This is a genomic window from Streptomyces sp. NPDC127197 (assembly GCF_042672405.1).
Classification (GTDB): domain Bacteria; phylum Actinomycetota; class Actinomycetes; order Streptomycetales; family Streptomycetaceae; genus Streptomyces; species Streptomyces flavusporus.
Map to the genome: position 1 here is coordinate 134,158 of NZ_JBHXVG010000014.1, position 21,879 is coordinate 156,036.

Consider the following 21,879-nt stretch of genomic DNA (forward strand, 5'->3'; position numbering starts at 1 on the left):
GTGCGGGAAGACGAACGGTCCGAACGGCTGCTGCGCATCCTCGCCGAGGTGATCCCCGGCGAGGAACCCACCCTCGACCTGGCACTGCGCGAGCAGGGCCTGGAATCCCTGGCCCTGACCCGGGTGTGGTTCCGGCTCCGCAAGGAGTTCGGTGTCGATGTGCCGGTGTCGTGGCTGCGCCGGTGCGCCACCCCGGCCGAGCTGCTGGCCAGGATCGAGGCGGAGCAGGGTGGCGCCACGACCGCGCCCGTCGCGGCCGACCCGGCCACCCGGTACGAGCCCTTCCCGCTCACCGACCTCCAGCAGGCCTATCTCGTCGCCAAGGATCCGCAGTCGGGCGGGGACACGATCGGCTGCCACGTCTACCGCGAGTTCGAGCTGGACGACGTCGACGTGGCGGCGCTGGAGGCCGCCTGGCACCGGGTCGTGCGCCACCACGACATGCTCCGGGCCGTGATCACCCCGGACGGCCGCCAGCGTGTCCAGGAGCACGTGGACCCGCCGCCGCTGGCCGTCGCCGATATGGCGGACGCCCCCGCGGTCCGCCGGCGCCTCTCGCATCGCCGGTACGAGCCCGGCGAGTGGCCGATGCACACGGTCGAGGTGTCCCGCGACCCGGCGGGCGGCCGTGCCGTCGTCCACCTCAGCATCGACGTGCTCCTCATCGACGGCCACGGCCTCGGAGTGATCCTGGACGACTGGTGGCACTGCTATCGCAACGCCGGCCACCGGCTCGCCGCCCCGGAGCTGACCGTGCGGGACTGTGTCCTCGACCTCGCCGCACAGCGGCGCACACCCCAGTACCGCACCCATCTCGACCACTGGACAGGGCACTTGGCCGATCTGCCCGACGGCCCGTCGGTCGGTGCCGCGGCCGACGGGCCCGCGGTGCGCTCGGCGCTGACCGCACGGGTCGACCGCGAGCAGTGGCAGGCCGTCGGCAGGCTCGCGGCCCAGTGGGAGGTGTCGCCCACCGCGCTGGTGCTCACCCTCTTCGCCGAGACCTTCGGCCGGCAGCGCGACGCCCGGCCGCTCTCCCTTGTCCTCACCACCAGCCACCGGTCCCGGCTCCCCGCCGAGAGCGACGACCTCGTAGGCCCCTTCACTTCCAGTCTGGTCCTGCCTCTGCCGAACACCCTGGACCGTCCGCTGCGGGACGCGGTCCAGGAGGTCCACCAGCGGCTCTGGGAGGGCCTCGACCACTCCTTGGTGTCGGGCGTGGCAGCGCTGCGCGCCTTGCGGGCCAGGGACCGTACGGCACCCGCGCCGAGCCTGCCCGTGGTCTTCACCAGCATGCTCGGCACCGGCCGGGCGGGCGCGGACGGCTTCGCCGGCTCGGTCGGCTATGCCGTCAGCCAGACGACCGGCGTCGCCCTGGACCACCAGATGTGGGAGCGGGACGGCGAACTGCACGTGCGCTGGGACGCGGTCCCCGAGCGGTTCGCGCCCGGCGAGCTGGACGACCTGTTCGCCGGCTTCGTCAACTCCCTGCTCACCCTGACGGACCGGCCCAGCGTGCACCGCCCGATGAACGGCCTGCAGCAGGCGTACTTCGTGCCCCGGATCGCCACCCTGCCCGGGGAGTGGGACGGCTGCCAGGTCTACCACTCGTTCGAGGTGGACGAAATCGACCCCGAACGGCTGGAGTCGGCGTGGTCCCGGCTGGTCGCGGCGTACGAACCACTGCGCACTGTGGTCACGCACGACGGCAGGCTCGCCGTCAGCCCGCATGTGTCCGCGCGGCGGATGATCCCCGTCCTGGACCTGTCCACCGTCGACGATCCCGAGGCATGTCTCGCGGCGCTGCGCACCCGTATGGCGGGCCGGGCGTTCCCGCTGGGCCGGGGACCGCAGTCGGACCTCAGGGTCACCCTCCACCCGGGCGGCCCGGCCACCGTCCACCTCACCACCGACCTCACCCTGCTGGACGGCCGCAGCATCCACTTCGTCGTACGAGAGCTGTGGCGCCTGTACGCGGACGAGGCGGCCGTGCCACCGCCGTGCGCGTCGTACGACGACTGGGCCGCCGACCGGAAGCGGCTGGGCGACGGCCCGCAGTTCGCGTCGTGGACGGAGCACTGGCGCGAGCGGATCGCCGGCCTGCACCCGGGACCGCAGCTGCCGGCGGCCGGCTCCGAGCGGAGCCGGCTGCGCTTGGAGGGACGGCTCACCGGCTGGCGGAGCGTCAAGGAGCGCGCGGAGCGGGCCGGTGTCGGCCCGGACGAGCTGCTGGCAGCCGCCTGCACCGGGGCGCTGGCCGCCGACTTCCCCGTTCCGTTCAGCCTCCCGGTGGTGCGCTGGACCGAAGACTCCGCCCGCTACCGCCCCGGCGAGTACACGGCGCTGAGCTGGGTGACCCGGCAGGATGCCGCGCTCGGCCCGTGGGAGCAGGCGGCCGAGTTCCGCCGGGTCCTCGACGAGGACCGGGCCGCCGACGCGGTCGGCGGACTGGGCGAGCTGCGCCGCCGGGTGATGCGCGAACGACGTGCCGGGGCGTTCGACCTGCCCGTCGTCTACACCGGTGTGCTCGACCTGTCCGCACAGCAGCTCCCCGACGGTGTCCGCCTCGGCCCCTGGCTGACCTGCACCCCCGACGTCGCCCTGGACTGCATCGCCATCGACGAGGGGGACGAGCTGCGCTTCTACTGGGACGCCGACCCGTCCCGGTTCGCGCCGGGCCGACTGGAGGCGATGTTCGCCCTCTACCGCCAAACCCTGGAGGGCCTTTCCGCCGATCCGGCACGCTGGAACGACACGGAGACCGAGTTCCGCGCCGACCGCCAGGTGCACCGGCTCTTCGAGGAACAGGCCGCGGCCCACCCCGACGCCGTCGCCGTCCGCTGGGCCGGCGGTACGCGCACGTACGGCGAGCTCAACCGGTGGGCCAACCGCATCGCCTGGGCGCTGCGGGAGCGGGGAGTGGGCCCCGGGACGCCGGTGGGGATCAGTGTGCGCCGGGGCCCGGCCATGGTCGCCGCCGTCCACGGCGTGCTCAAGGCCGGGGGCTTCTACGTACCGCTCGAACCGTCGCTGCCCGCGGCACGGGCGGAGACGATTCTGCGGGACGCCGGGACAGGCGTGCTCCTCAGCGATGAGGAACGGACCGGTTGGAGCGTGCCCGACGGTGTGCGGGTGGTCCCGGTCGAGGCCGCGGGCCTGCCGGAGCACGACCCCGAGCCGGTCGGCTCGGTCGACGACCTGGCGTATGTGATCTTCACGTCCGGGAGCACGGGCACGCCGAAGGGCGTCGAGGTCACCCACCGCCCGCTGCTCAACCTCCTCAACTGGTGCGCACGAACTCATGGTTTCGGCCCGCAGGACGTCGGCCTGTGTGTCACCTCGCTCGGCTTCGATCTGTCCGTCTTCGACATCCTGGGCCTGCTCGCGTACGGCGCCTGCGTGTACGTCGCCGACGAGGCCGAGCAGCGGGACCCGCACCTCCTGCTCGACGTCCTGCTCCGCGAACCCGTCACGTTCTGGAACTCGGCGCCGACGACGCTCAACCAGCTCGCCCCGCTCTTCCCCGGCAGCGCGGGCCGGCCCGGCACGGACACCCTGCGGCTGGTCTATCTCAGCGGCGACTACACCCCGCTGCCGCTGCCCGACGAGGTCCGCGGGCTCTTCCCGCACGCCCGGATCGTCAGCCTCGGCGGCGCCACCGAGGCGACCGTGTGGTCCAACTGGTTCGAGATCGGCACCGTCGACCCCGCCTGGCGGAGCATCCCTTACGGCAGCCCGATCGACAACGCCCGCTACTACATCCTCGACGAGCGGCTGCGTCCCTGCCCGGTCGGCGTCGAGGGCGACCTGTACATCGGCGGGGAGTGCCTGAGTCTCGGCTACCACCGGCGCCCGGACCTCACCGGGGAGAGGTTCGTGCCCGATCCGTTCAGCGACCGGGACGGCGCGCGGATGTACCGGACGGGAGACCGCGCGAGCCGCTTCCCGGACGGCGTGATCTCGTTCCACGGGCGGACGGACAGCCAGGTGAAGGTCCGTGGCTTCCGGGTCGAACTCGCCGAGGTCGAGCACCGGTTGCGCGGCCACGCGGGGGTCAAGGACGTCGTCGTCCTGGCCCGCCCGGACCGGACGGGCGACCGCAGGCTGGTCGCGTACGTCGTGCCGGTCGGCGATCCGGCCGAGGCACCGGCGGCGTCCGCTCTGCGCCGGCATGCCGCGCAGGCGCTCCCCGACTACATGGTCCCCAACGTGGTCGCCTTCGTGGACACCTTCCCCGCCACGCCGAACGGCAAGCTGGACCGCGAAGCGCTGCCGTGGCCGGTGGAACCGGACAGCTTCCATACGACGGCGGCGGCGCCGGTCGGAGGACCCGGCGGACCGGCGGCCGAGGAGGGGTTGCCAGACGGACCGTCGGCTCGGGAGCCGCGGCCGGACGGGACCGGGCCGGACGGGTCGCGGCCGGACGGGTCGCGGCCGGACGACGCCGAACCGATCGGGTCGCGGCCGGACGGCGCCGAACCGATCGGGTCGCGGCCGGACGGGACCGGGCCGGACGGGTCGCGGCCGGACGGCGCCCGGGTCGAGGAGCTCGCGGGGGAGATCGCGGGGATCTTCGCCGAGCTGCTGGGGCTGCCCGAGATCGGCGTCACGGACGACATCTGGGACCGGGGAGCCACCTCCTTCACCGTCGTCCAGGTCTCCGGCGTCCTGCAGCAGCGCCATGGCCTGCGGGTCCCGGTCTCTGCACTGCTCAACGACCCCACGGTGGCCGGAATCGCCGCCGCGGTGGCCGAGTTGTCCGCGGACCCCGGCACCGAGGAGCGGGAGGCCGGGGACGCCGGGACGGGGGCCGAGTCCGGCGTCATGGCACGGCCCGAGGGCGAGGGCCGGACACAGACGGCGGCTGACGCTCCGGCCCCGGCCGAACCCGGCTCGTCGGCGGGGTCCGAGGCGAGCACTCCGGCGCGGGCCGACAAGAGCGACCCGGCGCCGGACGAGGCCGACACGACGGCGGGGCCCGGCGCCGGCGCCCACACGCGACCCGTCGAGGTGGACTTCTTCTCGGCCTCGGAGCGGGAGGCGTTCAAGGCGGCGCGGCGGGATCTGCGGCAGCCTGTGCAGGGCGCCCCCGTGTTGCCGCTCGACGGCGAAGACGTGGCCGAGGAGCACTTCAGCTGGCGGGCGAGCCGACGTGAGTTCGGTGCCGGTCCGGTTCCCCACCGCGCCTTCGTCCGGCTGCTCGGCCTGCTCCGCGAGTCACGGATCGGCGATCGAAACCGGCGTCTGTACCCCTCGGCCGGGGACACCTACTCGGTCCAGGTCTACGTCCACGTGCGCCCCGGGGGCGTCGAGGGCGTCCCTGCCGGCCTGTACTACCACCACCCCGTCCAGCACGCGCTGCACCTGGTCGATGCCGAGCCGGGGCTCGACCGGTCGATGCACTTCGTCTACAACCGACCGGTCTTCGACGGTGCCGGGTTCGAGCTGTACCTGTTCGGAGCGGACGTCGCCATAGAGCCGCTGTACGGCACCGACACCGAGCGGTTCCAGCTCCTGGAGGCCGGCTATCTCGGCCAACTGCTGCTCCTCGCCCAGCCGTTCACCGGTGTGGGGCTCTGCCCGGTCGGCACCCTGGCCCTGGACGCCGTACGGGACCGGCTGGGGCTGGGCGAACGTCACCGCTACCTCCACGCCTTCCTCGGCGGTCCGCTCGCCGCTCCCCCGCCCACGGCCACCGCCGGCGGGGAACGCCCGCTGTTCGTAGCGGCAGCCGACACGTCTCCCGGCGTCAGCGACGGTGACGCCGGCGGCCGCGCGGAACTCGTCGTCGTCGGGGCGGCCGGCCGCTTCCCCGGCGCCGACGACCTCGACACGTACTGGACGAACCTGAGCAGGGGCACCCGCTCGCTGACCGGCGTGCCCGAGGGCCGCGCGGCGCAGTTCCCCGAGGACGCGCCCGCGGGCGGCTACCTCACCGACGTCGACTCTTTCGACAGCCTGCTGTTCCGCGTCGCCCCCGCCGAGGCGGCCTCCCTCGACCCGCAGTCGAGGATGCTGCTGCACACGGTCTGGGAGTGCCTGGACGACGCCGGCCACACGCCGGAGTCGCTCAACTCGGCAGGCAGGGTCGGGGTGTTCCTCGGGGCTATGTGGCAGGACTACCAGCACGTCGGCGCTGATCTTGCCGTTTCGGGGGCGTCCGCGACGATCTCCGCCACCGCGTCCGAGGCGGCCAACCGGATCTCGCACTTCTTCGGCTTCGACGGTCCCAGCCTCGCCGTCGACACCTCCTGCTCCTCCTCGCTGTCCGCCCTGCACCTGGCGGTCGAGAGCCTGCACCGCGGCGAGTGCGACTCCGCGGTCGTCGCGGCGGCCAACCTGATCACCCACCCCTACCACCTGCGGCTCCTCGCCGACACGGGGCTGCTGGCGGAACGGCTGCCGGACGGCGCCTTCGCCGACGGGACGGGCGGCTGGTCGCCGGGCGAGGGAGTCGCCGCGGTCCTGCTGCGCACCGGGCCGAACGCCGAGCGCGACGGAGACACGCCCATCGCGGTGGTCGAGGCCACGCGGGTCGGTCATCCGGGCGGCGCGGGCAGGTTCGCCACACCGCAGGCGGGGCCGCTCGCCCGGTCCATCAAGGGTGTCCTGGCCGTCGCCGGGGTCGGGCCCGGGGACGTGGACTACGTCGAGTGCGCCGCGGCCGGTGCCCTGCTCGCCGACGCCGCCGAACTCGAGGCCCTGGGTGAGGTGTTCGCCGGTGGCGGCTTCGGCGGCCGGGTCGCCGTGGGCACGGTCAAGCCGAACATCGGGCACCTCGAGGCGGCGGCGGGTCTGTCCCAACTCGTCAAGGTGCTGCTCCAGTTCCGTCATGGACAGCTGGCCCCGACGGTGTTCAGCGACCGGTCAGGCGTGTCGTGGCCCGCGGGCCTGCGCCGGGCCGACCACCTCGCGTTCTGGCCCGGCACGGGACGCAGGCGTGCCCTGGTCAACGCGGTCGGGGCGACCGGATCGTACGGCCATGTCCTGCTGCGCGCGTGGCAGCCCGCCGAGTCGTCGGAGCCGAACGGGTCCGCCGCGGACGCCCGGCGCACCAGTGGGCCGCACCCCGATCAGCCGGGACACAGGCTCGCCTTCCCCCTGTCGGCGCAGACCGACGAGCAGCTCGTCGCCCTGGCCGGTCTGCTCCAGCGCCGGCTGGAGTCCGGCCGGGCACCCGCCCTCGAAGACCTCGCCCTCACCCTCCAGTCCGGCCGCCGCCACCTGGAACGCCGCGTGGTGGTCGAGGCGTCGACCCCTCAGGAGCTGTTGACCCGGCTTCGGGAGGTCGGCCGGGGCGCCACTCGCCCGGTCCCGTCTGACGCGGACCTCGCGGCATGGCAGTCCGGCGCGGACATCGACTGGTCGCGCCACCGCCCGGCCGGGGCGCGCCGCGTGCCGCTGCCGAACCTCCCCTTCCGTCTCGAACGACACGCGCTGGAACACACCAGCAATGCCCTCACGGCCGACCCCATCGGGACCGGACCCGCCCTCCCGGCCCCACGCACCGGCACGCCCCCGGTTCCCCGCACCCTCGGCGACCGCGACGCCGTCGAGTACCTCAAGTCGGTGTACTCCGAGGTGTCCGGCGTGCCCGCCGACCGGCTGGATCCGCACGCGCCGATGGAGCGGTACGGCCTGTCGTCCGCCCAGGTCGTGCGGCTGACCGCGCGTCTCAGGGCCGATCTGGGCGAGGACGTCCCCAGCACCCTCTTCTTCGCCCACCGCGATCTCGCCGGGGTGGCCGGCGAACTGGCAGGGCTCAGGGCCCCGATGCCCCGTCCTGACGCCGACTCCCCGGAGGCGGCCGGGGACCGGGACGGACGGATCGCGGTGATCGGGCTGGCAGGGCGTTATCCCGGGGCCGCCGACGTGGAGGAGTTCTGGCAGCACCTGCTCGCCGGACGCGATCTGATCGCGCCGTTGCCGGAGGGGCGCCGCCGGGACGCAGGGACCGGCGCGGAGACGATGACCGGCGGATTCCTGGACGACGTGGCCGGGTTCGATCCGCTCTTCTTCGGGATCACGCCGCGCGACGCCGCCGCGATGGACCCGCAGGAGCGGCTGTTCCTGCAGACCGCCTGGCATGCGCTTGAGGACGCGGGCTACACCCGGGCGAAGCTGCGCGAGCGGCACGGCGGCAGGGTCGGCGTGTTCGTCGGCTCGATGTACAACGAGTACCCGTACTTCGGTCTGCACGGCCCTCGGCCGGTGGGGTCCGCCATCGCGGGCATCGCCAACCGGGTCTCCTACTTCCTCGACCTCAACGGGCCGAGCCTGACCGTGGACACCATGTGCTCGTCCTCGCTGACCGCGCTCCATCTGGCCGTTGCCGCCCTGCGCCGCGGCGAGTGCGAGGCGGTGCTGGTGGGCGGGGTGAACCTGTCGCTGCACCCGAACAAGTTCGCCACGCTGCGCGAGCTCGGCATGGCCTCGTCCGACCACCGGTGCCGCAGCTTCGGGGCGGGCGGGGACGGCTTCGTCCCCGGCGAGGGCGTCGGCGCCGTACTGCTCAGGCCGCTGGCACAGGCCGTCGCGGACGGGGACCGGATCCATGCGACCGTGCTCGGCACGGCCGTCAACCACGACGGAAAGACCAACGGTTACACGGTGCCGAACCCCGTGGCCCAGGGGCAGCTCGTCACGCAGGCCCTCAAGGACGCGGGGGTCGGCCCGCAGGACATCGGCTACGTGGAGGCGCACGGGACCGGTACCGCGTTGGGCGACCCCATCGAGATCGACGGGCTCGGCCGGGCGTTCGCCTCCGCCGCTGCGTCGCGTGGGCCGTGGCCGATCGGTTCGGTGAAGTCCGGCATCGGTCATCTGGAGGCCGCCGCCGGGATCGCCGGACTGACCAAGGTGGTGCTGCAGTTCCGGCATGACACGCTCGCGCCGTCCCTGCACGCCGAGGACCTCAACCCCCATGTGGACTGGGCGCGCGGGCCGTTCCGCGTCCAGCGTGAGGCCGCGCCGTGGCCCGCGGACGCGCCGCGCCGGGCCGGCATCAGCTCCTTCGGCGCCGGTGGCACCAACGCGCACGTCGTCGTGGAGGCCCCGCCGGCTGGGCCCGCGCGCGAGACCGGCGGCGGGCCACAGCTGATCGTGCTCTCGGCCAGGACCGAGGAAGGGCTGAGCCGGCTCGCCGCCCGCTGGCGGCAGATGCTGCGGGGACCCCATGCGTCCCTGGCCGACCTGGCGTACACGGCGCAACTCGGCCGCGAGCCGATGCGCGAACGGCTGGCCGTCGTCGCACGGGACGAGACCCACCTCGCCGCCCTGCTGGACCGGTACCTGGCCGGTGATGCGTCCGCCGTGGTCCGCGGCCGGGCGGGTACGACGCCGGGTCCGCAGGCCGGACCGGGGACCACGCTCGACGAGCTCGCCCGCCACTGGGCGGACGGAGGGGCCGTGGACTGGGGGCAGTTGCACCCCTCTGCGCGCCGCCTGGCCGACCTGCCCGGGTACCCGTTCGCGTCCATGAGGTGCTGGGCGGACGCGGAGGTTCCGGCCCTGGCGGAGGTGCCGTCGGGCTCGGCCGAGGAGGAGGGCGGGGCGCGCGTCCCCCTGCTCGCGCGGGACTGGCGGGCTGAGCCGTTCCCCGAGCCCGGGCCGGAGCCGTCCGGCCGGATTCTCTGTCTGCTCGGCGACGAACGGCAGGGCCTCGCCGAGGCGTTCGCTCCCGCCGAGCTGCTGACACTGCGTCAGGGAACCGACTTCACGGACGTGGAAAGCGCCGTCGCCACGGTGCGCGAACTGCTCGGCCGCGGGCCCGTCACCGGCGTACTGGATCTGTGTGCCATTGCCGAGGGGACGGAGCACGAGCACGACGACGGACCGTGGACAGCCCGCTTGGCGATCCTGCAGCAGCTCCTCGCCGCCCGGCCGGCCGGCGGCCTGCGGATCCTTCAGGTGACCAGAGGGCTCCAGGCGCTGTCCGGTGCCGGCCCGAATCCCGCGGGCGCCCGGCTGTCCGGCTTCGTGCGGTCGCTGGGCGCCGAATATCCGTGGGCACGGTCCACCGTCCTGGACACGGACCGTCCGCAGGCGCTCGCCGAACTGACGGCCGCCTGGCGGGACTCGTCCCCGTACGGCGAGCTCGTCCTCAGGCAGGGCAGGCGCCTCCGGCCCGTGCTGGTGCCGGTGCCGTCAGAGGAGTCGTCGTGGGAGCCCCGGCCGGACCGGGTGTACCTGGTCACCGGCGGCACCCGCGGTCTCGGCGCCCTCACCGCCCGGCACCTCGCCCGCCGGGGCGCCCGCCGCCTGGCCGTGCTCGGCCTGCGCCCCCTGCCGCCCCGGCACGAGTGGGCGCGCGGCGAGCTCTCGGGGCCCGAGGCCGAGGCGGTGGAGAACATTCGCGAGCTGGAGCGGCTCGGCGCCCAGGTCATGACCCACACCGGCGCACTGACCGGGCGCGCCGAGCTGGCGGGGTTCCTCTCCGAGGTCCGCACCGCGCTCGGTCCGATCGGCGGTGTCGTGCACTGCGCCGGCCGGGGCACGGCCGGACCGGCGCCGCTCGTCCACAAGGACATCGCCGGCATCCGGCGGGTCCTGGAGCCCAAGGGAGACGGCCTGGACACGCTGCTGGAGCTGACCGGGCCGGACCCGCTCGACTTCGTCGTGCTGTTCTCCTCCGTCAGCGCGGCCGTGCCCGCCCTGGCCGCCGGTGTCGCGGACTATGCGGCCGCCAACGCCCGTCTGGACGTAGTGGCCCGGCACTGCAGCGGCGTCCGGGCCGTCAACTGGCCCGTGTGGCAGCAGACCGGAGGTGCCACCGACCGTCCCGACGCGGCGGCCGGAGCGGGCCTGGCGCCGCTGACCGACGCCGACGCGCTGGACGTACTGGACCGGGTGCTCGGCCTTCCGGCGGCGACCGTGCTGCTGCCGTGCCCCGCCCAGGAGGGCTCCTTCGACGCGGAGTCCGTACTGCACGCGAACCGTCCACCGGGCGAGCCCGCCGAGGCCGAGCCCACCACCGGTCCGGCCTCCGACGCCGGCAGCGCCGGCGAACCCGAGCCCTGGCTGGTGCGGCTGTTCGCCGAGACGCTGCGGATACCGGAGGCCGAGCTGGACCACGACGTCGTCTTCGGTGACCTCGGCGTGGAGTCCGTGATGCTCGCCGAGCTGACCACGCGGATCGAGGCGCAAACCGGCCGTCCGCTCGAACCGGCCGTGCTCCTCGACCACCCGACACTGCGGCGGCTCGCGGCCCATCTGGCGGCGGAGGGGCCGACCGGCCGGGATCCGAAACCGGCCGCAGTGCCCGCCGAAGTTCCCGTGCGGGACACGTCCGAGCCTCAGCCGGTCCCACAGGCCGGCGCGGGCGCCGCTCAGCAGCCCGACGGCCGGATCGCCGTGATCGGCATGGCCTGCCGGTTCCCCGGCGCACCCGACGTCGAGTCGTTCCGGCGGCTGCTGCGCGACGGGGGCTGCGCGGTCACCGAGGTGCCGGCCGGCCGCTGGGACACGGACCGGCTCTACCGGCCCGAGCGTTCCGCCGGGTACAGCATCAGCAAGTGGGGCGGATTCGTCGACGGGATCGAGGACTTCGACCCCGCGTTCTTCGGGATGAGCGAGGCGGAGGCGCGGGATCTCGACCCGGCGATCCGGCTGACCATGGAGGCCGCGGCGGCCTGTCTGCGCGATGCCGGGTACGGCGACGAAGAGCTGCGCGGCGGCGACGTGGGCGTGTTCATGGGCGCCCGTATGTCGGACTACCGGCGCCGGATCGGTCTGGAGGGTTCCGCGACCGGGCTGGGTGGCGACCAGAACTTCATCGCCGCACGGGTCGCCCACCAGTACGACTTCCGGGGCCCTGCCCTCGTCGTCGACAGCGCCTGTTCCTCGGCGCTGGTGAGTGTGCAGACCGCGGCCCGCAGCCTGCTGGCCGGGGAGTCCGTGCTGGCGCTCGCCGGTGGTGTCGAGGTGCTGCTCGACGAGGAGCCGTATCTGGAGTTCAGTGTGGCGCGGGCGCTGTCGCCGCGCGGCCGGTGCGCCACGTTCGACAAGGACGCCGACGGGTTCGTCCCTGGTGAAGGCTGCGGCGTACTGCTACTGAAGACCCTGGAGCGGGCGGTGCGGGACGGCGACCGCGTGCATGCGGTGATCGACGCCGTCGCGGTCGGCAACGACGGGCGGACCATGGGGCTGACCACGCCCAATCCGGTGGCTCAGGCTCAGGTCGTGCGGCGGGCGCTGGCGCTGGCCGGTGTCCGGCCGCAGGAGGTGGGTCTGGTCGAGGCGCACGGTACCGGCACGCTGATCGGCGACCCGATCGAACTGCGGGCGCTCACCGAGGTGTTCCGCGAGCAGACCGACCGCACCGGGTTCTGCGCGATCGGCAGCGTGAAGTCCAACATCGGCCATCTGCTCAGCGCCGCCGGGATCGCCGGACTCGTCAAGGCGCTCCTCGCGGTCGAGCACGGCGAGATTGCTCCGACGCTGTTCTGTGAGACGCCCAATCCCCGGTTCGACTTCGCGTCCTCGCCGTTCACGCCCGCCACCCGGCTGCGCGAGTGGACCGGACGGCGCGTCGCCGGGGTCAGCGCCTTCGGGCTGGGCGGCACCAACGCCCACGCGATCGTCTCCGAGGCGCCGGCCGGCAGGCCGCGGCGCACTCCGCTGCCGCCGCCCGTCTTCCGGCGCCGGCGGCTGTGGCGAGAACGCGTCGCGGCGCCGGGCGCGGAGGCGGTGGCCCTGCCGCTGGTCTCCTCGCTGCTCGACCTCGATTTCCGCACGGACCTCAGCGCGCACGGAAAGGCCGGGGTATGACGCCGTTCGCCCTCACGCTCACGGCCGGGCGGCCCCCGGTCGCCCGGGTGGCCCCGGCCCCCGGGGAACTGGCCGCCCACCGCAAGGCCGTCGACGAGGCTGTCGCCGAACACGGAGCGCTGCTGCTGCGCGGGCTCGATCTGCCGGACGCGGCGTCGGCCGAGGCCGCCGCGCGGGCGGTCACCGATGAGCTCATGGACGAGTACGAGCCGTTCGCCCCCAGGGCCGCCTACCGGCCGCGGCTCTACTCGTCCACCGAGTGGCCGCCGGACCAGCCCATGTGCATGCACCACGAGCTCAGTTACGCCCGTCAGGTGCCCTCCCGGATCGTCTTCGCCTGTCTGACCGCTCCCGCCGAGGGCGGTGCCGTCGCGCTCGCGGACGGCACCGCCGTGCTGCGCGGGCTGCCCGCGGACCTGGTGGAGCGGTTCGAGCGGCACGGCTGGGAGCTGCGGCGCACCCACAACGGGCCGGTGGGGGTCGGCTGGCAGAGCGCCTTCGGCACCACCGACCCCGCCGAGGTGGAGCGGTACTGCGCCCGGAACGGCATCAGCTGGGTCTGGGCCGTGGACGGCACCCTGCGCACCAGCCGGGTGCGGCCGGCCGTGCTGCGTCATCCCGGCACCGGTGAGCGGGTCTGGTTCAACCAGATCGCCTTCCTCAACGAGTGGACGATGGATCCGGCCGTGCGCGAGTACCTGGTCTTCGAATTCGGCCCCGAGGGGCTGCCGTTCACCACGCGCTGCGGCGACGGCAGCCCGCTGGACCGTGCCACGGTCGATCTGATCAACGACGTCTACGACGCCCACACGGTCCGCGAGCCGTGGCAGGCCGGGGATCTGCTGGTGGTGGACAACCTGCGGATGGCGCACAGCCGGGACCCGTACCGGGGCGAGCGGCGGATCGCCGTCGCCCTGGCGGATCCGGCGCCGGTCAGTCGAAGCTGAGCGAGCGGAACAGGGAGACGTCCGGGCTGATCAGGGAGCAGGCCCGGACGGTGACGGCGATCTTCTCCACGTAGTCGGGGTCGGCGGTGTCCAGCAGCACGCCGAGCATGGTGCCGCTGTGCGCCGCCACCACACCGAGCGCCCCGACGTCGGCACAGATGCGCTGGACGGCGGGGAGGGTGCGCTTGGGCCACAGCGCCTGATTCATCTCGGCGCTGCGGGTGGCGACCGCGCCCACCTCGGCGAGGTCGCGCCGGGCGATCGCGCGGGTCATCCGCTCCAGCAGCCGGGCGTACTCGCGGCGGTCGGCGGGCGTGAAGGGCTTGGCGAGCCGGTTGAAGGCGACGGTGTCGACCGTGCCGCCCTCGTCCATGCCGACGACGGTCATGGTCGGCAGTGAGCCGAGCCGGGCGCGCAGCCGCACCCGGCGGTGGTCGAAGGCGACCACGCCGGGGTAGAGCACGCCGTCGGACGGCTCGATGCGGCGCAGCAGATCCTCCAGCCGCTGTGGGGGCAGTTCGAGGCCGACGGCGTTGGCGACCGCCCGCGCGGTGGCGACCAGGTCGGCCGAGGAGCTGGCCATGCCCTTGCCCTCGGGCAGGCTGCTGTCGATCATGAGGCTCCCGCCGGCCGGGCCCCGCGCCGCGGCCAGGACCATCTCGGCCATCCGGCGGGCCTTGTCCTTGTGGTGGGGCCGTACGTCCACGTCGTCCCGCCCGGGATCGACCTGGAACTTGGCCATCGTCCAGCGGGCCACCGGCAGGGTTACCAGGAAGTCGGCGCCCGGCTCGGGGAGCCGTCCCTGCAGCAGTTCCCCGAAGGTGCCGAAGCAGGTGCTGACCCCGGTGGCGCCCCGGTACCGGACCGGAGGGCCACCGGGGACGGAATGCGTGTCCACCGGCATCAGGTCTGCGCGCGGCGGGCGGTGACCAGCGCCGCCACGTCGGCCGCGCGGGTCCGGGTGAAGTAGTGGCCGCCCTCGTCGAGGGTGTGCAGCGCGACCGAGGCCGCGGCCTGCTCCCACAGCTTGTAGCGCTGCTGCGGGTCGCGTGTGGTGGGGTCGTCGGCGGCCACGACGACCTCGACCTGGGTGGTGAGCCGGGGCGGGCGCGGGCCCTCCTGGAGCGCGCGCAGGTAGGCGTTGGTCGAGCACACGTCGTGCCGGTAGGCGCGGCTGACCAGTTCGGAGCGCTCGGACTTGAGCATGTCCAGCTCGACGTAGGCCCGGTCGCCCTGCAGCCGGGCGGTGATCTGGCGATTGCTCAGGGCCGTCACCTCGGTGCTCTCCCGGAGCAGTTCGGCCGGGTCCTCCAGCAGCAGCGCGCCGATGAACAGCCGCTCCGCCGGGCGGCCCTCGGCTTCGAGGAGCCGGGCGAGCTCCACCGCGTAGGCGCCGCCGGCGCAGTGGCCCCACAGGATCAGCGGGCCGTCGGGCAGTTCGCGCAGGACGCGCCGGGCGATCTCGGAGACGTCGGCGAGGGGTTCGCCGGGGCGGCTGATGTCGTGGCCGGGCAGTTCGACGGCGTGGACCGCGATCGGCTCGGACGCGAGCTCCTGGGCGAGAAGCTGGAAGTTGACGGCGTTTCCGCCCGCGTAGGGGAAGCAGACCAGCGTCGCCTCGGCCGTGTCGCCGGCGGCGGACACCTGCTGGAGCAGGGGGTCGTCCTGCGAGGGCGATACGACGCCTGCGCGGTCTACCGGGCCGGTCGCGACGCCGTCGATCGCGGCGGCCAGGTCGCGCAGCACCGGGTTGGCGAGGAGGTCGCGCAGCGAGATCTGCCGCTGGAGCCTGACCACCAGCCGGACCGCGGCCAGCGAGGTACCGCCGAGCCGGAAGAAGTCGTCGTCCCGGCCTATCTTGCCGACCAGTACGTTGAGCACCTCGGCCCAGGCCGTGGCGAGCCTGCGTTCGGTGTCGGTGGCGGGCGGGGAGTAGGCGGCGACGTCCTGGCCCAGCTCCGCGGCGAGTCCGGCCAGGAACTTTTTGTCCGTCTTGCCGTTCTCGGTGAGCGGCAGGGCGTCGAGCCGGTGGAAGTAGGACGGCACCATGTACTCGGGGAGCGTGGCGGCGAGGAAGTCGCGCAGGTCGGCCGGCTCCAGGTCCGTGGCGCCGGTGTGGAAGGCGACGAGGTTCTTGTCGCCGTCCCCGGCGCCGGCGATCACCACAGCGGCTTTGGTCACTCCGGGCATCTGCAGCAGCCGGTTCTCGATCTCGCCGATCTCGATGCGGTAGCCGCGGACCTTGACCTGCTCGTCGCGCCGCCCCAGGAACTCGATGGTGCCCTCGGGCAGCCAGCGGCCGTAGTCGCCGGTGCGGTAGAGCCGGGTGCCGGCCCGGTAGGGGTCGCCGGTGAACGCCTGCGCGGTGCGCTCCGGGTCGTTGATGTAGCCGCGGCCGACGCACACGCCGGAGAAGGCGATCTCGCCGGGGGCGCCGAGGGGCACCGCCCGCAGCCGCGCGTCGAGGATGTATGTGGTGACGTTGCGCAGGGAGTGGCCGACGTTGACCACGGCCAGGTCGCGCTCGGGCACCCGGTCGAGCACGGCGTGCATGGTGTCGTCCGACACCTCGGTCGCGCCGTAGGCGTTGACGAGCCGGATGTCCGGGTAGAGCGCGAACCACCGTTTGACCAGGCTGACTTTGAGCGCCTCCCCGGTCACCGACACCGACCGGAGATCGCCCAGCGGGCGGTTACTGCTCTCCAGGTTGGCGAGCATCACGTCGAGGTAGGCGGGCACGATCTGGATGACCTGGATGCCTCCGGCCGCGACGAGGCCGACGAAACGGTCCACGTCGAGCTGGGTGTCGGTGTCGACGATCAGGGTGGAGCCGCCGACGAGCAGTGGGGCCAGCACCTGCCACAGGGAGATGTCGAAGCACTGCGAGGCGGTCTGGGTCACCACGTCGCCCGCGCGCAGCTCCATGTCGTCGACCTTGGCGTACAGGTGGTTGAGCATTCCCTCGTGCTCGCACATCGCGCCCTTGGGCGATCCCGTGGAGCCCGAGGTGAAGTAGATGTAGGCGAGTTGCTCCGGCCGGACGGTCCGGCCGGGGGTGTCGGTGCGGGGCGTGCGGTAGGCGTCGTCCGCGAGCACCGTCTGGCACTGGCGTCCGGTGCGGGCGACCGCGGCGTGCAGGACGTCCTCGCTGCCTGGCTCGGTGACGGCGTGCCGGCAGTCGCTGGTCTCCAGCTGGCTCGCCACCCGGCCGGCCGGGAAGTCGGGGCGGACCGGAAGATAGACGCCGCCGGCCTTGAGCACGCCGAGGGTGGCGGCGAGCCAGTCGAGGTTGCGGTCCATCACCACGGCGACCACGTCCTCGTCGCCGAGCCCGCGGGCGAGCAGGCTGTGGGCGATCCGGTTGGCGCGTTCGTCGAGTTCCCGGTAGGTCCAGCGCTGGTCGCGGTGGGCGGCGGCGGTCTCGTCGGGACGGGCGCGCACCTGTTCCTCGAAGAGCTCGACGAACAGCGGGCCGGGCAGCGGGCGGCGGGGACCGGAGAGCCCGGTGAGCTGGAAGTCCAGTTCCCGCTGGGACAGCAGGCTCTGCTCGTGGTGGGCCGCGTCGACGTCGCCGGTCAACAGCCGGAGTGCGGTGACGTGGTATCCGGCCACCCGCTCCGCGTGGTCGGCGGTCATCACGTCCCGCCGGTACGTCAGGGCCAGCACCAGGTCGGCGTCGTAGTGGACCGCGTAGGCGGCAGCGGGCCAGGCGGCCGGGGTGGTGCGCTGATCGGCCACGGTCTCCGGTTCGCCGGGCACCGGTTCGGTGAGGGCGCGGGCGGCCTCGGTGACCAGCTCGCGCCAGGTGCCGTCGTCCAGGGTCGCGCGGTGAGCGGTCAGCCCGGCGTCGGTGAGCCGGCCGGTCACCAGGCTCCGCTCCGAGGTGAGGGCACTGAGCACCTTGAGGTGGGCGGCGAAGAGGACGACGTCGAGGTCGACGCCCAGTTCGTCGGCACGGCGGCACAGTGCCGAGGCCAGTTCGGTCCCCAGGGCGGCCCGCTGCTGGGCGAAGCCGGGCTCGGGTGCCGCTCCGGCGATCGTCCACCGCGGCACCACGGTTCCGGCGGGCGGCTGCGTGTCGGTCATCTGGTCTCCTGACTCCTCGGCAGGTCGCTATGCGCAGGTGATGTCCAGGCGAGCCGCGGCCCGCTCCGCCCGGTCGGCGGCGGTGGCGGCGTCGGGCCCGGTCGCGACGGCGTAGCCGAACCGGTCCCGGAAGGAACGGGTGAGCTCCACCCTGACCCCGGGCGCCACGGTGAGCTCGGCGAGTTCGACCCCGGGCATGTCGCGTGCGGTCTCCAGCCCGTGGACGGCGGTGACGGTGCCGGCGCGGCCGGCGAGCGCGAACCGGATCGAGGCATGGGCCTGCCAGCCGGGCTCCACCGCGACCCGGTGGCCCACGGCCCTGGCCACGGTGGCGGCCACCAGGTCCACCCCGGCGGCCCGTTGGACCAGGGCGGGGATCATGCCGCCGGCCAGCCGGGGGTTGACCTCGATCACGACCGGGCCGGCGGTGCCGCACCGCAGCTCTGTGTGGGCGGGACCCCAGCCGAGACCGAGGGCCTTCAGTGCCCGCAACGCGGTCCGGGCCAGCTCCGGGGGCGCCGCCGGCGCGGGGAAGTCGTGGCCGCGCTCCACGAAGTACGGGGTCGGGCCCAGGTGTTTGGCCACGACGCCGACCACCGTGTCGTCGAACGTCTCCACCGAGTACTCGGGGCCTTCGACGTAGCGTTCGACGAGGACCAGTCGGGGTCTCGCCCGGCCGCGCTCGTCGCGCGGCGCCTCGAGCAGGGCGGCCGCGGCCTCGGCCGCCTCGGCGGGGCCGGTGCACAGCCGGACGCCGACGGAGCCGGAACCGGTGGTCGGCTTCACCACCACCGGGCAGCCCAGCAGTTCGGCGGCCTCGCGGGCCGCCGAGGCCTTGGTCACCGCTCGGTGGCCGGGCACCGCCACCCCGGCGGCGGCGAGTGCCGCGCGCTGCCGGTCCTTGTGGCGGCAGCGGGTCAGCGCCTGTGCGTCGGGGGCGGGCAGACCGAGCCGCTGCGCGGCCTCGGCCGCCGTGGCGATGAAGTACTCGGAGCTGGAGGTGATGCCGGCGAGCCCCTCCCCCGCCTTCAGCTCCCGGCAGGCGGCGAGCACCGCCTCGGGGTCGCCGGTGTCGAGGACGAGATGGTCCACCTCGTCCTCGGTGAGATACGGGTAGCGTCCAGGCCCGGTCGTCAGGACGACGGGGCGCAGCCCCAGTTCACGGGCGGCCCGGCAGAACTGCCGCCCCGAGCCTGTGGTGTTGCTCTCGACGAGCGCCAGCCAGGTCATGCCGGGGTCCCCTCCTTCACCAGGGCGGCGACGGCCCCGGCCAGCTCGTGGGCGGCGCCGCCCCACCGTTCGCGTACGGCGCCCAGCCATCCGGCATGGTCCTCCAGATCGGCGCGTACGGAGCCGAAGACCCGGTCGAACTCTCCGGGCCCCGCACCGAATCGCTGCTCGGCCACCAGCGCGGGCATCGACAGCTCCGTGTCCCGCAGTTCGGCCGGTAGGTCCTCGGCGGTGAGCCGGGTCCCCCCGCGTTCCACGGCCCGCCGCACCGCGCCGCCCACCAGCTCGTGCGCGGTGCGGAACGGCACGCCCTGCCGGACCAGTCGGTTGGCCAGCGCGGTGGCCCCGACGAAGCCGTCCTCCGCGCGGGCGAGCATCCGCTCCGGCACCGGCCGGGCGCCGCCCACGAGCGCGCGGGCGAGGACCGTCCCGTCGAGGACCGCCCTGAGGCCGGGCCGGACCGCGCCCACGGCCTCGGTGCCGACCTCGATCGAGTTGGTGAAGGGCGTGGAGCGGGTGGTGGCCGCGGCGGCCGTCCAGGCGCCGATCACCGCTCCCGCCTTGGCCTTGACGTGCTCCAGCAGGAACGCGTTGCGCTTCTGCGGCATCGCGGAGCTGCCTCCGACGAGCCGGTCGGGGAAGGTGACGAAGCCGAACTCGGCGCTGCTCCACAGCTGCAGGTCGGTGCCGAGCCGGCTGAGGGTGAGCGCCGCGCCCGCCGCCGCGGCGAGGGCGTGCAGCGCGCCGTCCCGGCTGGCCACCGCGTCCAGGGCGTGCCGGGGCGGGCCCGCGAAGCCGAGCAGCCGGGCGGTCCTCGCGGGGTCGATCGGCAGGTCGGTTCCGGCCACGGCGCTCGCGCCCATCGGGCAGCGGTCCAGGTCGTCGACGCAGCGGCGCAGCGCCGAGATGTCCCGTCCGAGGGCGAGGGCGACTCCGGCCAGGTAGTAGCCGTAGGTGACGGGCAGCGCGGCCTGGTAGTGGGTGTGGATCGGCATGACCGTGTCGCGGTGGGCCCGGGCGCGGGCCAGCAGTACGGCCTGGCAGCGGGTCAGTTCCGAGATCAGGTCGTGGAGTTCGGTGCGCAGCCTGAGGGCGGTGGCGGTGGCCTTGAGGTCGTTGCGCGACCGGCCGGTGTGCAGCCGGCCCCCGGTCTCGGCGCCCAACTCGCCGCTCAGCGCCTGTTCGTACGCCAGATACAGGCCGCGCGGGGTGGGTACGCCGTGCAGGGAGCGGAAGTCCTCGGCCCGCATCCGCTCGATCGCCCGGACAAGGGCGGCGGCGTCCTCGGCGCCGATCAGTCCGCGGCCGGCCAGCATCACCAGATGGGCCAGGTCGATCTCGGTGGTCAGGCGCAGTTCGTCGGCGAGTTCGGCCGCGGAGGACGAGCCGTAGACGATGGACTGGATGCGCGCGCCGACGGTGGCGGTGAGGCGGCTCATCGGACCGGCTCCAGCGGGTGGGGGCCGGCGACGTCCGCGAAGGGGCGGCGGTTCCAGGCGTAACGGGTCCACGCGGCGCCGGGGCCGGTGGGGTCGGTGGTCTCGACGGGTCCGTGGGGCATCGGCGCGCGCAGGCCGCGGGCGTCGAGCCAGGCGTCGTCGTAGACGGTGTCCTGGTAGCGGTAGCCCTCGTCGGGCAGCATCACCACGACCTGGGCCTCGGAGTTCCGGGCCGCCCACCAGCGGGCCACCAGGTAGGCGGCGCCGCTCGTCGGCCCCTGGAACAGCGCGTGCGTGGCGTGCAGCAACCGGGTGGCGGCGAAGGCCTCGGGGGCCGTGCACCAGTGCACCTCGTCGAAGTCGCGGTGGTCGAGATTGCCCGGCATCAGGCTGTTGCCGAGGCCGCGGAGCGTGCGCTCGCCGTCCGGCTGCCCGAACAGCACGCTGTTCGGGGTGTCGACACCGATCGCCCGCACCTGCGGTCCGCCGGTCGAGCGCAGCGCCCGGACCGTCCCGCACATCGAGCCGCCCGAACCCACCGGGCCGACCAGACAGTCGATGGTCCCGAGGGTCCGCTCCAGGTGCTCGGCGACGACGCCGTACGAGCCCGGGTTGTCGGGGTTGTCGTACTGCTCGGGGCAGAAGGTGTCCGGCTGTTCCGCGCGGATCTCGGCCAGCCGCTTGAGCCTGGCCTCCTGGAAGCCGCCGACCGCCGCGGGCTCGGCGCAGATCTCCACGCGGGCTCCGAGGTCGGCCAGCCTGCGCAGCAGGCTCGCGTCGATCACCGGATCGCTCACCAGGGTGAGCGGGCGTCGCATCAGGGCGGCCTGCATGGCCAGGGCCAGCCCGAACGTGCCCGAGGTGGTCTCCACGATCGTGGTGCGCGGACCGAGCGCCCCGGTCCGCTCCGCCTTGAGCAGGATGTGCCGCGCGGGCACCAGTTTCATCAGAGTGAACGCCGCGCCGTAGAGGTTGGGTCCGAGCCGGATGATCCGGGGCAGCAGCAGTGCCTCCGTTGTTTCGCGGTACGCATTCGAAGCCATTCGCTCCCCCGGGAAGCCGCCATTCTCGGATCCACGGTCCACCGGTGACCGCCGGCGGGTCTGCTCAACAGTGAACAGACGCCGTTGCGGTGGCTGCGTACGTTTGTGCCATGGAGCCCACGGATGAGCAGAGGATTCTGGGAATCGTCCGCGATGTACTCGGCAAGCCTGACCTCGGCTTCGACGACGATCTGTTCGATCACGGGGGAACGTCCCTGTCCTTCGTACGGGTGCTCGCCGAAATCGGCCGGGAACTGCACGTCAAAGTGCGCGCGGGGGATCTGGGGGGAGTTGCGACGCCGCGGAATCTCGCTGCGTGCGCCGCCAAGGAACAGGCCGCTCTGGCCGCCGACAGCTAAGGGGATC

At 73.8% G+C, this 21,879-nt stretch carries 8 protein-coding genes; 3 read left to right on the forward strand and 5 right to left on the reverse strand.

The annotated features are described in order from the left end of the window. Together ACFVJQ_RS22970 and ACFVJQ_RS22975 are read left to right on the forward strand one after the other, a co-directional pair. The gene (locus ACFVJQ_RS22970; RefSeq protein WP_385786301.1) at positions 1 to 12,768 is read left to right on the forward strand and encodes an amino acid adenylation domain-containing protein; all 12,768 of its coding nucleotides are present in this window, start codon (positions 1 to 3) and stop codon (positions 12,766 to 12,768) included. Beyond that, a complete protein-coding gene (locus tag ACFVJQ_RS22975) occupies positions 12,765 to 13,715 on the forward strand; it encodes a TauD/TfdA family dioxygenase (protein ID WP_385786304.1) in 951 nt (316 codons plus the stop codon). The genes ACFVJQ_RS22970 and ACFVJQ_RS22975 overlap by 4 nt, the downstream gene beginning before the upstream one ends. Here the strand turns inward: ACFVJQ_RS22975 and ACFVJQ_RS22980 are convergent. Genes ACFVJQ_RS22980 through ACFVJQ_RS23000 form a run of 5 tightly spaced genes read right to left on the reverse strand, consistent with a single transcriptional unit; the run spans position 13,702 to position 21,513 of the window. Next, positions 13,702 to 14,613, reverse strand: coding sequence for a kinase (locus ACFVJQ_RS22980; protein ID WP_385786307.1), 912 nt, complete (start codon positions 14,611 to 14,613; stop codon positions 13,702 to 13,704). The genes ACFVJQ_RS22975 and ACFVJQ_RS22980 overlap by 14 nt on opposite strands. A gap of 5 nt (positions 14,614 to 14,618) precedes the next feature. Continuing rightward, positions 14,619 to 17,801: an amino acid adenylation domain-containing protein gene (locus tag ACFVJQ_RS22985; protein WP_385786310.1), complete on the reverse strand. Its 3,183-nt coding sequence runs from the start codon at positions 17,799 to 17,801 to the stop codon at positions 14,619 to 14,621. Positions 17,802 to 17,828: 27 nt separating this feature from the next. Further along, a complete protein-coding gene (locus ACFVJQ_RS22990) occupies positions 17,829 to 19,031 on the reverse strand; it encodes an ATP-grasp domain-containing protein (RefSeq protein WP_385786313.1) in 1,203 nt (400 codons plus the stop codon). After that, positions 19,028 to 20,470, reverse strand: a complete 1,443-nt coding sequence (locus ACFVJQ_RS22995) for an argininosuccinate lyase (protein WP_385786316.1) — start codon at positions 20,468 to 20,470, stop codon at positions 19,028 to 19,030. Before ACFVJQ_RS22995 ends, ACFVJQ_RS22990 begins: the two co-directional genes overlap by 4 nt. Further along, positions 20,467 to 21,513, reverse strand: coding sequence for a cysteine synthase family protein (locus ACFVJQ_RS23000; RefSeq protein ID WP_385508722.1), 1,047 nt, complete (start codon positions 21,511 to 21,513; stop codon positions 20,467 to 20,469). The genes ACFVJQ_RS22995 and ACFVJQ_RS23000 overlap by 4 nt, the downstream gene beginning before the upstream one ends. A 110-nt stretch (positions 21,514 to 21,623) precedes the next feature. Here ACFVJQ_RS23000 and ACFVJQ_RS23005 point away from each other — a divergent pair, with 110 nt between their 5' ends. Next, positions 21,624 to 21,872, forward strand: a complete 249-nt coding sequence (locus tag ACFVJQ_RS23005; protein ID WP_385508723.1) for an acyl carrier protein — start codon at positions 21,624 to 21,626, stop codon at positions 21,870 to 21,872. The last annotated feature ends 7 nt before the right edge of the window (positions 21,873 to 21,879 follow it).